The 15,275-nt window shown below is 42.3% G+C and carries 9 protein-coding genes; 2 read left to right on the top strand and 7 right to left on the bottom strand.

The window, feature by feature from the left end; translation table 11 throughout:
• Nucleotide 1: 1 nt before the first annotated feature.
• The 3 genes from FLP08_RS02190 to FLP08_RS02200 all read right to left on the bottom strand — a co-directional run bounded on the left by FLP08_RS02190 (nucleotide 2) and on the right by FLP08_RS02200 (nucleotide 2,549).
• A complete protein-coding gene (locus FLP08_RS02190; protein ID WP_156273591.1) occupies nucleotides 2-412 on the bottom strand; it encodes a 6-pyruvoyl trahydropterin synthase family protein in 411 nt (136 codons plus the stop codon).
• Nucleotides 412-927, bottom strand: a complete 516-nt coding sequence (gene idi / locus FLP08_RS02195; RefSeq protein WP_156273593.1) for an isopentenyl-diphosphate Delta-isomerase — start codon at nucleotides 925-927, stop codon at nucleotides 412-414. The genes FLP08_RS02190 and idi overlap by 1 nt, the downstream gene beginning before the upstream one ends.
• 68 nt (nucleotides 928-995) lie before the next feature.
• Nucleotides 996-2,549: an OmpA family protein gene (locus tag FLP08_RS02200; protein ID WP_238388430.1), complete on the bottom strand. Its 1,554-nt coding sequence runs from the start codon at nucleotides 2,547-2,549 to the stop codon at nucleotides 996-998.
• Nucleotides 2,550-2,887: 338 nt separating this feature from the next.
• Here FLP08_RS02200 and FLP08_RS02205 point away from each other — a divergent pair, with 338 nt between their 5' ends.
• Nucleotides 2,888-4,477, top strand: a complete 1,590-nt coding sequence (locus FLP08_RS02205) for a peptide chain release factor 3 (RefSeq protein WP_156273597.1) — start codon at nucleotides 2,888-2,890, stop codon at nucleotides 4,475-4,477.
• 148 nt (nucleotides 4,478-4,625) lie between these two features.
• The gene (locus tag FLP08_RS02210) at nucleotides 4,626-5,996 is read left to right on the top strand and encodes an alanine/glycine:cation symporter family protein (protein WP_156273599.1); all 1,371 of its coding nucleotides are present in this window, start codon (nucleotides 4,626-4,628) and stop codon (nucleotides 5,994-5,996) included.
• 170 nt (nucleotides 5,997-6,166) lie between these two features.
• Here the strand turns inward: FLP08_RS02210 and FLP08_RS02215 are convergent, their stop codons facing one another.
• From FLP08_RS02215 to rpoB, 4 genes are all read right to left on the bottom strand, one after another.
• Nucleotides 6,167-6,487, bottom strand: a complete 321-nt coding sequence (locus tag FLP08_RS02215) for a DUF3467 domain-containing protein (protein WP_156273601.1) — start codon at nucleotides 6,485-6,487, stop codon at nucleotides 6,167-6,169.
• 33 nt (nucleotides 6,488-6,520) lie between these two features.
• Nucleotides 6,521-6,976: a DinB family protein gene (locus FLP08_RS02220; RefSeq protein WP_156273603.1), complete on the bottom strand. Its 456-nt coding sequence runs from the start codon at nucleotides 6,974-6,976 to the stop codon at nucleotides 6,521-6,523.
• Nucleotides 6,977-7,047: 71 nt separating this feature from the next.
• The gene (rpoC, locus tag FLP08_RS02225; protein WP_156273605.1) at nucleotides 7,048-11,349 is read right to left on the bottom strand and encodes a DNA-directed RNA polymerase subunit beta'; all 4,302 of its coding nucleotides are present in this window, start codon (nucleotides 11,347-11,349) and stop codon (nucleotides 7,048-7,050) included.
• 73 nt (nucleotides 11,350-11,422) lie between these two features.
• Nucleotides 11,423-15,235 (bottom strand): DNA-directed RNA polymerase subunit beta, encoded by a 3,813-nt coding sequence (gene rpoB / locus FLP08_RS02230; RefSeq protein ID WP_156273607.1) that lies wholly within the window; start codon nucleotides 15,233-15,235, stop codon nucleotides 11,423-11,425.
• Between the last annotated feature and the right edge of the window lie 40 nt (nucleotides 15,236-15,275).

A 15,275-nucleotide genomic window follows, 5' to 3' on the forward strand; every position in this document is an offset into this window, starting at 1 on the left:
ATTATTCCCCTTTATAGGTTACGAAGTTTCGCGGAGTCTCATAAAGGGTGATCTCGAGATCATGATCCTCCTTGATCTTGGTCCTGAGCTTATTCCAGATCACCACGGCGATGTTCTCTGCAGTTGGGATCAGTTCTTCGAATTCAGGAACCTCGACATTAAGATTCTTATGGTCAAATGCTTCTTCTACCTCACTATAGATAAGCTCTTTCAGGATCTTAAGGTCCATCACGAAGCCGGTTTCAGGATTTGGCTCACCGGTCACCGAAACTATAAGCTCGTAATTATGCCCATGATAATGGGGATTGCTGCACTTTCCAAACACCTCGAAATTCCTTTCATCATCCCAGTCTTTTCTGAAGAGACGATGTGCCGCATTAAAATGAGCTTTTCTATGTACAGTGATTCTCATTACTGAATATGTGAATAATATTTATCGAAAATGATCTTGAACCATTCCGTATAAATATGAGGATTTTTTTTCATATCCACCTTAAGGTCCTCAAGGGAAACCCATTTCCAGGCGGCAACCTCATCGGGATTTAGATCTGGTTCACCTTCAAAATTCCCAACAAGGATATGATCGAATTCATGTTCAGTCAGGCCATTATCAAAAGGTGCTTTATAGATAAAGGAAATCGTATCCTTCAGCTCTGTAGAAAACCCCATTTCTTCCTGAAGCCTGCGTTTTCCGGCCTCGATATTCGACTCTCCTTCTCTTTGATGACTGCAGCAGGTATTGGTCCACAAGCCCGGTGAGTGATATTTCCCAAAGGCTCTCTGCTGTATCATCAGCTCATTCTTATCGTTAAAGACGAAAACTGAAAATGCCCTGTGCAGCAAGGCTTTCTCATGCGCTTCGATCTTTTCCATGAGCCCTATCTGCTCGTCCTTTTCGTTAACTAAAATTACTTTTTCTTCTGCCATTTTTTTAATTGAAGCTCAAATGTACAAAATCGGAATTTTTTATCACAGGGAAGCTGATTAAGCAATTCCTAAAGTTTGAGATTACCGGAATATATATCGCAGTTAATGGAAAGTATGAACTCAGACCTCCTGTTCCTCTCATGCGAGGCTTCTGAACAGGGGATACCATTACGGCAATCATTCACCAATTCGGTTTCACCGTAACCCCTGCCGGAGATTCTGGCGACATCTACTCCAGACTGAATTAGGTAATCCCTGGTCACCTTCACCCTTTGCTGGGATAATTTGAGATTATAAGCATCGTCGGCACGACTGTCGGTATGTGACCGGATGTCTATTAAAAGTTCGGGATATTCTATCATGTAAGCCGCAATCTCATCTAGATGGCTTGCCGCTTTAGGTTTGATCTCGGCCTTGTCCAGATCGAAAAGAATCGGGTCCAGATTGAGCATTTTGGCCAGATCGTCCCCTACCCTGGCCGCGAAGATCTTGTCTCCATTAATGTTCTGAAACTTGATGATATTCTCCTTCCTTTTTACTTCGCTGGCATAAAAGCTCCAGTTGAAGAATGCTCGCATGGCAGCAATATTCTCGGGTTTATTTCCCGAAAAATCATGCGAAGCCTGGTACATTACCAGCCCGTTCTTCGGATTTCCAAAGCCTGGACCGTAGATGAGGATTGCACCGGGACCATTGGAAATCTCAGGTACATCTGGCGCGGTGGGATCAATAATGATCTGCCTTGCGCTTTCCCGCCAGATGTTCGCTTTTTTTGGATAAAAAATCCTTTCAGACCCATTGATAAGCGCCATATCGCTCTTCCCAATATACTGCGCTACGGGATCTGAGGGAAATTGGTGTGCATAGGGCGGAGAGGCGAACCTATGCTCGTAATAAGGTACCAATCCTGTGGTCCTGGCACCGGCAGTACCAGCCGAAAGGAAATTCAGCTGAATCAATTCAGCATTTTTAGCTTCAGAAGCAGGACCATATAAATTTTCCAGCTGACTGCCTGCGTGGCAACCGGCCCAGATGGCACCTTTATAATCCCTGTTCCAGAAATAAAGATTTTTATGGGTCTCGAATTTAGGCTCTGCATGGGGCATCACGAATATATCGTCACAAATATCCAATTCTTCCGGCAGCTTCCAGTTCTGGGAACTATACCCTCCAAAGGCCGAGGCAGGGATCTCAGCCGCTTTAAAATAAGAAAGGGCGATAATGCCATTCTGTTTATCCAGCGTCCATTTCGGGGCTACCGAGAGTTCAGAAAAAACAGGCAAGGCGGTATCCTCGTCCAGATAAGAACCAACCACGCCCTTGGTTTCCCAGGAAGAAATCACTTGTTTAACTTCATCGGTAAGATAGGAAACCGGGACTACAAAAGAGCTGGACCTAAAGGTCTCATCTTCGAGTTTAAAATCTATTCCATCCTTCCTCTTATTAGGTTCTATCACCCATTTTATTTCTACAGGATATTCCGTTAGCAGTTCATAGATAAGTCCGTAGGGTTTAAGCGCATTCCCATGGGTCTGCGGGACAAGACCCATATTTATGGCATAACTGCCTTTGGCCAGCACTTCGGTCTTATTCTGTGAACTCGCGGAAAAATTAAAAAACAAGATCAACGCAATTAAAATTGCGACCAGGTTTCGGTTTTGTAGAGAAAAACCCATGATCTTTAGTGAAGTAGTTTATATAAAGGTCGCATAAAAAGTCGGAAACCCCAATTATTTCTTGGGCTGGATGCAATATTCAAAACCACGGCAAAAGAATTACCGTAGATATAAATGCAAATGATCGGAAGATTATTGCTATGAAAAACAGGATGGGGTGCGACAGCATCCCATCTTTTTATTTTTTCGGAAATATTCAGCCGTAAATTATCTCTAAAGCCTTCAAATCCATTTAGAAAAATCCTGAAAATAATAGTATTTTTGCCGCTCCAATAGCAAGAGGAATGAAGCATTATCAGAAAGAGATCAACAAGAGAAGAACCTTTGGAATTATTTCCCACCCTGATGCGGGTAAAACCACCCTTACAGAAAAGCTACTGCTTTTTGGTGGGGCAATTCAGGAAGCCGGTGCCGTAAAATCCAACAAGATCAAAAAGGGTGCTACCAGTGACTTTATGGAGATTGAGCGCCAGAGAGGTATCTCTGTTGCGACTTCTGTACTTGCTTTTGAATATAAAGATATTAAGATCAATATCCTGGATACTCCGGGACACAAGGATTTCGCTGAAGATACTTTTAGAACCCTAACCGCCGTAGACTCGGTGATCGTGGTGATAGATGTTGCCAAGGGTGTCGAGGAACAAACCGAGAAACTTGTTGAAGTTTGCCGGATGCGTAACATCCCTATGATCGTTTTCATTAACAAACTTGACCGGGAAGGTAAAGATGCCTTTGAGTTGCTGGATGAGATCGAACAAAAACTGAACCTTACCGTAACCCCTTTGAGTTTCCCTATTGGAATGGGCTATGACTTTAAGGGTATCTATAATATTTGGGAAAAGAACGTAAACCTTTTTACCGGCGATCCGAGGAAGGATATCGAAGAAACCGTTGAAATCAGCGACCTGCAGTCTGAAGAACTGAACCAGTTGATAGGCGACAATGCGGCAGATACTTTAAGGGAAGAACTGGAGCTTGCCCAGGGTGTATATCCTGAATTCGACCGTGATGCCTACCTGCAGGGAAGATTACAGCCTGTATTCTTTGGATCTGCCCTTAACAATTTTGGGGTTAGAGAATTGCTGGATTGTTTTATCAATATCGCGCCTCCACCAAGGCCCAAGGAAAGTGACACAAGAGTTGTAAAGCCGGAAGAAAAAGATTTCACCGGGTTCGTATTCAAGATCCACGCAAATATGGATCCCAAGCACCGTGACAGGCTGGCCTTTATAAAAATAGTTTCCGGAAAGTTCGAAAGAAATAAGAATTACCTTCACGTAAGGAATAACAAAAACATGAAGTTCTCCTCTCCTAACGCTTTCTTTGCAGAAAAGAAAGAGATCGTGGATGTTTCCTATCCGGGGGATATCGTAGGTCTTCATGATACCGGGAACTTCAAAATTGGCGATACACTTACTGAAGGGGAAACGCTGATGTATCGCGGAATCCCGAGCTTTTCACCAGAACACTTCAGGTATATCAACAATGCAGATCCTATGAAATCCAAACAACTGGAAAAGGGTATCGACCAGCTGATGGATGAAGGTGTTGCCCAGCTTTTCGTACTGGAAATGAACGGTAGAAAGGTGATAGGAACAGTTGGAGCGCTTCAGTTCGAGGTGATCCAATACAGGCTGGAACACGAATACGGCGCGAAATGTACTTATGAGAACCTGAACGTACATAAAGCGACCTGGGTAGAAGCCGAAGACGAGAAAAGTGAGGAATTCAAGGACTTTAAGAGGGTAAAATCCAAATACCTGGCCAAAGATAAATCTGGACAGCTGGTATTCCTGGCAGATTCCCAATTCTCGCTACAGATGACCCAGCAGAAATATCCGTCGATCAAATTCCATTTTACTTCAGAGTTTTAAAATTTTGTGACTATACGCGTCATGCTGAACTTGTTTCAGCATCTCATAATGGCTCTGGAACAATTGCAGGGTGACGAAATTTTAAAAGTCAATTTTATTCGATAGATACCCCCACAAATTTTACTATTTTCGGGGACAAAGTTTTTCTATGTCCCAAATCGATCATTTTATAGCAGAATTCGCTTCTGCCGTATGGGGAATCCCCCTAGTAGTCCTGCTTATTGGAGGCGGAATTTACCTCCTGATCTATTCAAGGTTCATCCCTTTCAGGTATCTTGGCCATTCTATAGAGGTACTGCGAGGAAAATATAACAATCCTGATGATCCGGGAGACATCAACCATTTCCAGGCACTATCTACCGCCCTATCCTCGACGGTAGGAATGGGTAATATTGCCGGAGTAGCCGTAGCCATCGCCGTAGGCGGACCCGGCGCGATCTTCTGGCTATGGATAAGCGCTATTGTTGGTATGGCAACAAAATTCTTTACCAACAGCCTCGCGGTTATGTACCGTGGTAAGGATACTGATGGAAAGATACAGGGTGGAGTAATGTATTTTATCGTGGAAGGCCTTGGCAAAAAATGGAAGCCATTAGCTGTATTTTTCGCGCTGGCGGGACTGGTTGGAGCCTTACCGGTATTCAACGTGAACCAGCTCACGCAGGCGATCAATTATATACTTCTGGAACCAAACGATATTCAAACAGGTTTCACCTCCAACCTTATCATTGGTATAGGCCTAACGCTTATCACCACTGTGGTGATCATTGGAGGCCTGGACCGCATTAGTAAGACCGTGTCCAAACTGGTACCGGCTATGGTCGCCCTTTATTTTATTTCGGTACTGGCCATCCTGTTCGTGAATTACGAGGTAGTTTTAAAATATTTCGGAATGATCTTCACAGATGCTTTCGCCGCGAACAATTACAAGGGAGATCCTTTACTAGGTGGGATCCTGGGAGGATTGATCTTATTGGGAATTAGAAGAGGTGCCTTTTCAAACGAAGCCGGGATTGGAACGGCCACCATGGCCCACGGAGCCAGTAAAACTTCTGAACCTATCAGGGAAGGACTTATCGCGATGTTAGGGCCTGCCATAGATACATTGGTAGTGTGCACCTTAACGGCCATGGCAATTCTGGTAACCGGAGTTTGGCAAAGTACAGATGTGAATGGTGTAAGCCTTACCGCCGCCGCTTTCGACCAGGCGATACCTTATGTTGGGAATTACCTGTTATTATTATGTATCCTGGCCTTCAGTATATCTTCGCTCTTTTCGTACTCTTACTACGGTACGAAATGTCTTTCTTTCCTGATGGGCGCCAAGAACAAAAAATATTACAACTGGATATATATTCTTAGTATTATTCTGGGTGCGACTACCTCGTTAAGCTTTATTCTGAACCTTATTGACGGATTCTTTGCCTTAATGGCTATCCCCACGATGATCTCGACTCTAATCCTTGCTCCAAGAGTAATGAAAGCCGCGAAGATCTATTTCGCAAAATATACTTCTTGAGAAGTGCAAAATGGAAAGTGAAAAGATTGATTTTAATGAAAAAAAGAGATTTCTCAGTCGCTTTTCTCCTTCGAAATGACTTCGTATAGAAAAAGTCATTTCGAGCGAAGCGAGAAATCTCTTTTTAGTTGATAAGTCTATATTTGACAGCCTACTAACTGCCTACTCAATTAAGCCTGTCCTGTAGGTCCAAAATTCAATGGTAGCGGAGCCTTATCGTAATCTCTGATCTCTCCATGGGCCTGCTCGAACTTATTGATGTTATCACCAAGTGCCTTCAGCAGTCTTTTAGCATGCTGCGGAGTAAGAATGATCCTGGACTTCACCTTGCTTTTAGGCCTTCCCGGCATGATATTCACAAAATCTACCACGAATTCTGAAACAGAATGGTTAATTATGGCAAGGTTGGAATAGGTACCCTCGGCTACCGCTTCATCCAGTTCTATATTGATCTTTCCCTTCTGGTTCTTATTCTTTTTATCGTCTTCCATGTTTTAAATTTTATTCAATTTAAGATTCTAATATTATTTTTTCAGTTTATAATAGACAAAATCTGAAACTACCGGGTCAATTCCCTGTTTTCTGAATTCTGTCGCGATCTGTCCGCGGTGATAGGTGGAATGGTTCACCATGTGAAAGATTATGTCTTTTACAGTATTCTGAAAGCTTTCTCCCTTAGTATTCCTGTATTCCACGATCCTGTCCATATCTTCGGTTTTCAGAAGATGCAGGCTTTCTTGGTAGTTCTCCTCTTCTATGGTTTCCAGGTGGTTTATTTCATGAACTTCCCAGACCTTTAGATTATCGCTGTTCCCCTTCAGGCGTTCATTCCAGATCTTCTGGGCATTCAGGGTATGAGATAAAAGTTCCACGGCTCGGTCTGGGACTATAAAATGCAGGTCTCCATCTCGAAACTTTTTGATGATCTCGAGGTTGTAATAATGCGAATATTCGAGTAATTCCTTAAAATAATCCTTCATATCTCAAATATCGTTATAAATAAAAAAGGCCCCGCGGTGAGCGGAGCCTTTTTTCTTATTATTAACAGGAATTAGTTATAATTAACTTCCTGCTTTCTCTCAAGCATTTCGTCGAATTCCTCTTTGGAACCAACAATAATGCTATCATATTTTCTCATACCTGTACCTGCAGGAATTCTATGTCCTACAATTACATTTTCCTTCAATCCTTCTAGTTCATCGATCTTACCGCTTACTGCAGCTTCGTTCAATACCTTGGTTGTTTCCTGGAAGGAAGCAGCCGAGATAAATGACTTGGTCTGAAGGGAGGCTCTGGTAATACCCTGAAGTACCGGATTCGCTGTTGCGGTGATCACGTCTCTTGCAGTTGCAAGATTCTTGTCTTCTCTTCTAAGAATAGAGTTCTCATCTCTAAGGTCTCTTGGTGAAATGATCTGTCCAGGTTTCAACTTTTCAGAATCACCCGCATCTTCGATAACTTTCATTCCAAACAACTTGTTGTTCTCATCGATGAAATCATCTTTATGAACAAGCTGGTTTTCCAGGAAGATAGTATCACCCGGATCTACGATTCTTACTTTACGCATCATCTGTCTTACCACAACCTCGAAGTGCTTATCGTTGATCTTCACACCCTGTAAACGGTATACTTCCTGAACTTCGTTCACAAGATACTGCTGTACAGCGTTTGGCCCTTTAATGTTAAGGATATCTTCCGGAGTGATAGAACCATCAGATAATGGCATACCAGCCCTTACATAGTCATTCTCCTGAACAAGGATCTGATTAGAAAGTTTCACTAGATACTTCTTAACCTCTCCAAGTTTAGACTCTACGATGATCTCACGGTTACCACGCTTGATCTTTCCGAAAGATACAACACCATCGATCTCAGATACAACCGCAGGGTTAGATGGGTTACGCGCTTCGAAAAGCTCGGTTACCCTTGGAAGACCACCCGTAATATCCCCTGCTTTAGAAGATTTACGTGGAATCTTAACCAGAATCTTACCAACTCCGATCTTCTCTTCGTTGTCTACCATAAGGTGAGCTCCAACCGGAAGGTTATAAGAACGAATTACTTCGTCTTTCTTACCTAAAATATGAAGCGTTGGGATCAGTTTCTTGTTACGGGATTCAGAAATTACTTTTTCCTGGAATCCTGTCTGCTCATCGATCTCAACCTGATAAGTAACACCTTGCTCAACGTTCTCGTACTTGATCTTACCGGCGAATTCAGAAATAATCACACCGTTATATGGATCCCAAGTACAGATAACGTCTCCTTTAGATACAGTAGCTCCATCATTGATGTTGATCTGAGCACCGTAAGGAATGTTATTGTTACTTAATACAACTCCTGTCTTTTTATCTTTTATCTTCAGTTCAGCAGTACGAGAAATCACGATGTCTGCAGTTCCACCATCAGGGGCCTCACCTTTAACAACTTTAAGATCTTCGATCTCTGCGATACCGTCAAACTTAGCTTCAAGTTTGTTATCCTCAGAAATGTTACCTGCAATACCACCCACGTGGAAGGTACGTAGTGTAAGCTGAGTACCTGGCTCTCCAATAGACTGTGCAGCAACAACACCAACAGCTTCACCTGTTTGTACGATCTTGTTAGTTGCAAGGTTTCTACCGTAACACTTGATACAGATACCTTTCTTCGCTTCACAGGTAAGTGGTGAACGTACTTCAACACTCTCGATTGGCGCAGCTTCAATCTTGGCAACGATCTCTTCAGTTATTTCTTCATTCGCACCAACAATCAATTCATCTGTTGATGGATTTACCACATCATTAAGGGAAATACGTCCAAGGATTCTTTCTCCTAATGATTCTACGATCTCTTCATTCTTCTTAAGAGGTCTAACTTCTACTCCTCTAAGCGTTCCACAGTCATCCTCATTAACGATCACATCCTGGGAAACATCTACCAGACGACGGGTTAGGTAACCAGCATCGGCCGTTTTAAGTGCGGTATCGGCAAGACCTTTACGAGCACCGTGAGTAGAAATAAAGTATTCAAGAATCGAAAGACCTTCCTTAAAGTTAGAAAGAATCGGGTTTTCGATAATTTCACCTCCACCAGAGTTAGATTTCTTCGGCTTGGCCATAAGACCACGCATACCGGTAAGCTGACGGATCTGCTCTTTCGAACCACGCGCACCAGAATCAAGCATCATATATACCGAGTTGAATCCTTGCTTGTCTTCGCGAATTCGCTTCATAGCCAATTCAGTAAGACCTGCGTTAGTTGAAGTCCAGATGTCAATTACCTGGTTATAACGTTCGTTATTGGTAATAAGACCCATGTTATAGTTACCAATGATACCCTCAACCTGCTCGTTAGCTTCATCGATCATAGATTGTTTCTCTTCAGGGATAATAATATCACCTAAGCTGAAAGAAAGTCCTCCACGGAATGCGAAACCGTAACCAAGCTCCTTGATCTGGTCAAGGAATTCAGAAGTTTCTGGTACACTTGTAATTTTAAGGATCTTACCAATGATCTCACGAAGTGATTTCTTGGTTAATACCTCATTGATATAACCTGCTTTTTCTGGTACAGCCTCGTTGAAAAGCACTCTACCAACAGTAGTATCGATGATCTGGTATACTAATTCACCTTCTTCGTTATAATCTTTAGTTCTAATCTTGATACCTGCGTTAAGGTCTACTCTCTTCTGGTTGTAAGCGATTACAAGCTCTTCCGCAGAATAGAAAGTAAGTCCTTCTCCTCTTACAGGCTCTTCATCAGTAGATTTTTTGTGCTTGGTCATATAGTAAAGACCAAGAACCATATCCTGAGATGGTACTGTAATTGGAGAACCGTTCGCAGGGTTCAAAATGTTATGAGAAGCAAGCATTAATAACTGCGCTTCCAAAATAGCTTCTGGCCCAAGTGGTAAGTGAACCGCCATCTGGTCACCATCGAAATCGGCGTTGAATGCGGTACATGCCAGTGGGTGAAGCTGAATTGCCTTACCTTCAATAAGTTTAGGCTGGAATGCCTGGATACCCAGACGGTGAAGCGTAGGAGCACGGTTCAATAATACCGGATGTCCTTTTAATACGTTCTCCAGTATATCCCAAACTACAGGTTCTTTCTTATCGATAATCTTCTTAGCAGACTTCACAGTTTTTACGATACCTCTTTCTATCAGTTTTCTGATGATGAAAGGCTTGTAAAGCTCAGCTGCCATGTTCTTCGGAAGACCACACTCGAACATCTTCAATTCTGGTCCTACAACGATTACCGAACGTGCTGAATAATCCACACGTTTACCAAGCAGGTTCTGACGGAAACGACCCTGCTTACCTTTCAATGAATCTGAAAGGGATTTAAGCGGACGGTTTGAGTCAGTTTTTACTGCTGATGATTTTCTTGTATTATCGAATAATGAATCTACAGATTCCTGAAGCATACGTTTTTCGTTACGTAGAATTACTTCAGGAGCTTTAATCTCCATTAATCTTTTCAGACGATTGTTACGGATAATTACACGACGGTAAAGATCGTTCAAGTCTGAGGTCGCGAAACGACCACCATCAAGAGGAACAAGAGGTCTAAGTTCCGGTGGAATTACCGGTACAACCTTCATGATCATCCACTCTGGGTTGTTCTCACGATTTTTGTTTGCATCACGAAGTGCTTCTACAACCTGAAGTCTCTTAAGGGCTTCAGTCTTACGTTGTTTGGAAGTTTCGTTGTTCGCCTTGTGTCTCAATTCGTAAGAAAGATCGTCAAGATCTATTCTCTTAAGAATTTCGATAAGACATTCAGCTCCCATTTTAGCGATAAACTTATTTGGGTCGCTGTCTTCTAAATATTGATTTTCCTGAGGAAGTTCATCCAAAATGTTCAGATACTCTTCTTCAGTTAAGAAATCCATTTTCTTTAAAGCATTTCCTTCTTCATCTACCGCGTTACCTGGCTGGATCACTACATATCTTTCGTAGTAGATGATCATGTCAAGCTTCTTGGAAGGAAGACCTAGCAAATAACCAATTTTGTTAGGCAAAGAACGGAAATACCAGATATGAGCTACAGGAACAACAAGGTTGATGTGACCAACACGGTCTCTACGCACCTTCTTCTCGGTAACTTCTACACCACAACGGTCACAAACGATCCCTTTGTATCGAATTCTTTTATATTTTCCGCAGGCACACTCATAATCCTTTACAGGACCAAAAATACGCTCACAGAACAATCCGTCACGCTCTGGTTTGTGCGTACGGTAATTGATCGTTTCAGGTTTAAGGACTTCACCACGAGATTCCGCGAGGATAGACTCTGGAGAAGCTAAACCTATAGAGATCTGGTTGAACCTCTGTACTGTATTTTTATCATTATTTCTAGCCATAATAAATGCTGCTAATTATTGTGAATATTCCGTTAGAGAGGCTACGCCGAAGCGTAGCCAATTCAACAGAATGTTATTCTTCAAGTTTTATATCCAATCCTAGACCTTTCAATTCGTGCATAAGTACGTTGAAAGATTCTGGCAATCCAGGTTCTGGCATTGGCTCACCCTTAACAATAGCCTCATAGGTCTTAGCTCTACCGATAACGTCATCAGACTTCACGGTTAAGATTTCCCTAAGAGTGCTGGATGCTCCATAAGCTTCAAGAGCCCAAACCTCCATCTCTCCAAATCTCTGACCACCAAATTGTGCTTTACCACCAAGAGGCTGCTGAGTAATAAGTGAGTATGGTCCAATAGAACGGGCGTGCATCTTATCGTCGATCATGTGACCAAGTTTAAGCATGTAGATCACACCTACGGTCGCACGCTGGTCAAATCTCTCCCCGGTTCCACCATCATATAGATAAGTGTGACCGTATCTTGGAATTCCTGCCTTATCTGTAAGATCGTTGATCTCATCGATAGTAGCACCGTCGAAAATTGGAGTGGCATATTTCTTACCATTCTTTTGACCGGCCCAACCAAGCACAGTTTCGTAGATCTGACCGATGTTCATACGTGAAGGTACCCCAAGTGGGTTCAACACGATGTCTACCGGAGTTCCGTCTTCAAGGAATGGCATATCTTCCTGACGGACGATTCTAGCAACAATACCCTTGTTACCGTGACGTCCTGCCATCTTATCCCCTACTTTCAGCTTACGTTTCTTAGCGATGTAAACCTTAGCCAGTTTAAGAATTCCTGATGGGAGTTCATCTCCTACAGAAATGGTGAATTTTTCTCTTCTTAGGTTACCCTGAAGATCGTTTTCCTTGATTTTATAATTATGTATAAGATCTGCAACAAGTTCGTTAAGGTGATCGTCTGTAGTCCAGGTACCACTAGTTAAGTGAGTATAATCGTCTACAGCGTTCAACATCTTAAGCGTGTACTTCTTACCTTTTGGCATTACTTCTTCACCAAGGTCGTTCTGTACTCCCTGAGCTGTTTTTCCACCTATGATAGCGAAAAGTTTCTCAACAAGTTCAGCCTTAAGATTGGCAAATTTAGCATCGTACTTCTTCTCTAATGCTGCAACATCTTCTTTATCCTGAGCTCTCTTACGCTTATCTTTGATAGCTCTTGCAAACAACTTCTTGTTGATCACAACTCCGCTTAATGATGGAGAAGCTTTTAACGAAGCATCTTTTACATCACCTGCTTTGTCACCAAAGATCGCACGTAGAAGTTTTTCTTCTGGTGTTGGATCACTTTCTCCTTTAGGAGTGATCTTACCAATAAGAATGTCACCAGGCTTCACTTCAGCACCAACCCTGATCATACCATGCTCATCAAGGTCTTTTGTAGCCTCTTCTGAAACGTTTGGAATGTCATTGGTCAATTCCTCATTACCTAGTTTAGTATCTCTAACTTCAAGAGAGTACTCGTCGATATGGATAGAGGTGAAGATATCATCTCTTACCACTTTTTCTGAAATTACGATCGCATCCTCAAAGTTGTAACCTTTCCAAGGCATGAAGGCAACCTTCATGTTTCTACCTAGTGCAAGTTCCCCAGCTTCGGTAGCATAACCCTGGCAAAGTACCTGTCCTTTAGTTACCCTGTCTCCAACACTAACGATCGGCTTAAGGTTGATACAGGTTCCCTGATTGGTCTTACGGAATTTGATAAGATCGTAAGTCTTAGAATCATCGTCGAAGCTTACCATTCTTTCCTCATCCGTACGGTCGTACTTGATGATGATCTTATTTGCGTCTACATATTCTACTTCACCTTCTCCTTCTGCATTGATCAATACTCGAGAATCTGTAGCTACCTGTCTTTCAAGACCAGTTCCAACGATAGGAGAATCTGTTCTTAATAGTGGTACTGCCTGGCGCATCATGTTAGATCCCATCAGGGCACGGTTCGCATCATCATGTTCCAGGAATGGAATCAATGAAGCTGAAATAGACGAGATCTGGTTTGGCGCAACATCGGTATAATGAACCTCTTTAGGATCAACTACCGGGAAGTCTCCTTCCATACGTGCAATAACACGATCTGTATCTATGGTTCCATCTTCTTTTAATGGGATGTTAGCCTGAGCGATCTTCTTACCTTCTTCCTCTTCAGCGCTTAAATAAATTGGTTCTTCAGAAGAGTTGATCTTACCATCGGTCACACTACGATATGGTGTTTCGATGAATCCCATTCCGTTCACTTTAGCGTAAACAGAAAGAGAAGAGATAAGACCAATGTTCGGACCTTCAGGAGTTTCAATCGGGCAAAGTCTTCCGTAGTGAGTATAGTGAACGTCACGTACCTCGAAACCTGCTCTTTCTCTTGAAAGACCACCTGGTCCTAATGCTGAAAGTCTACGCTTGTGCGTGATCTCTGCAAGAGGGTTGGTCTGGTCCATGAACTGAGATAACTGGTTCGTTCCGAAGAAAGAGTTGATCACAGAAGAAAGTGTCTTCGCATTGATCAAATCTATAGGGGTAAATACCTCGTTATCACGAACGTTCATTCTCTCACGGATTGTTCTTGCCATACGTGCAAGACCAACACCGAACTGCTGAGACAATTGCTCACCTACAGTTCTAACACGACGGTTAGACAAGTGATCAATATCATCGATCTCAGCTTTAGAGTTGATAAGCTCAATAAGATATTTAACAATGGTAATGATATCAAGCTTGGTAAGCACTTGCTTATCCATCTCTACATCAAGACCAAGTTTTTTGTTCATTCTATATCGTCCTACTTCTCCTAGGCTGTAACGCTGATCTGAGAAGAAAAGCTTGTCGATAATTCCACGAGCAGTTTCCTCATCTGGCGGTTCAGCATTACGAAGCTGACGATAGATATGTTCTACCGCTTCTTTTTCAGAGTTGGTAGGATCCTTTTGTAAGGTATTATGAATGATCGCATAGTCACCGGTTTGGTTATCCTCTTTATGAAGAAGGATAGTTTTAGATCCGGTTTCAAGAATTTCTTCTATGTGATCTTTTTCAAGTTCAGTATCACGGTCAAGAACGATCTCGTTACGCTCGATAGAAACAACTTCACCAGTATCTTCATCTACGAAATCCTCATACCATGTATTAAGTACCCTGGCCGCAAGTTTACGTCCAAGATATTTTTTAAGTCCTGTCTTAGAAACTTTAACCTCTTCTGCAAGGTCAAAGATCTCCAGGATATCCTTATCACGCTCAAATCCAATGGCACGGAAAAGAGTAGTAACAGGTAATTTTTTCTTACGATCGATATATGCATACATTACGCTGTTAATATCTGTCGCAAATTCAATCCATGATCCTTTAAAAGGAATCACACGGGCTGAATATAATTTAGTTCCATTAGCATGGAAAGACTGTCCAAAGAAAACCCCAGGTGAACGGTGTAGCTGAGATACTACTACTCGCTCGGCACCGTTGATGCAGAAAGTTCCGCTAGGTGTCATATATGGGATGGTTCCCAAGTATACGTCCTGTACGATGGTTTCAAAATCTTCGTGTTCAGGGTCGGTACAGTATAACTTAAGTCTTGCCTTAAGAGGTACACTGTAGGTCAATCCGCGTTCGATACATTCCTGGATGGAGTATCTTGGCGGGTCCACAAAATAATCTAAGAATTCTAGTACAAATTGATTACGGGTGTCCGTAATGGGGAAGTTTTCTAGGAAGGTGTTGTAAAGACCTTCATTTCCCCGCTCTTCTGATTTTGTCTCTAATTGAAAGAAGTCCTGAAAAGACTTAATCTGCAGATCCAGAAAGTCCGGATAAGCAGGCTTGTTCTTAACAGAAGAGAAACTCAATCTTTCAGTTTGCTTTGCTAACATCAATGGACGGGATTATAATTTATATAAAAAAAACTGCGCT

This window comes from Christiangramia aestuarii (genome assembly GCF_009735585.1).
Lineage (GTDB): Bacteria > Bacteroidota > Bacteroidia > Flavobacteriales > Flavobacteriaceae > Christiangramia > Christiangramia aestuarii.

Coding starts and splice junctions, on each gene's coding strand:
- FLP08_RS02190 (WP_156273591.1), bottom strand. CDS start 412: ATGAGAATCACTGTACATAGAAAAGCTCATTTTAATGCGGCACATCGT.
- idi (WP_156273593.1), bottom strand. CDS start 927: ATGGCAGAAGAAAAAGTAATTTTAGTTAACGAAAAGGACGAGCAGATA.
- FLP08_RS02205 (WP_156273597.1), top strand. CDS start 2,888: ATGAAGCATTATCAGAAAGAGATCAACAAGAGAAGAACCTTTGGAATT.
- FLP08_RS02210 (WP_156273599.1), top strand. CDS start 4,626: ATGTCCCAAATCGATCATTTTATAGCAGAATTCGCTTCTGCCGTATGG.
- FLP08_RS02215 (WP_156273601.1), bottom strand. CDS start 6,487: ATGGAAGACGATAAAAAGAATAAGAACCAGAAGGGAAAGATCAATATA.
- FLP08_RS02220 (WP_156273603.1), bottom strand. CDS start 6,976: ATGAAGGATTATTTTAAGGAATTACTCGAATATTCGCATTATTACAAC.
- rpoC (WP_156273605.1), bottom strand. CDS start 11,349: ATGGCTAGAAATAATGATAAAAATACAGTACAGAGGTTCAACCAGATC.
- rpoB (WP_156273607.1), bottom strand. CDS start 15,235: ATGTTAGCAAAGCAAACTGAAAGATTGAGTTTCTCTTCTGTTAAGAAC.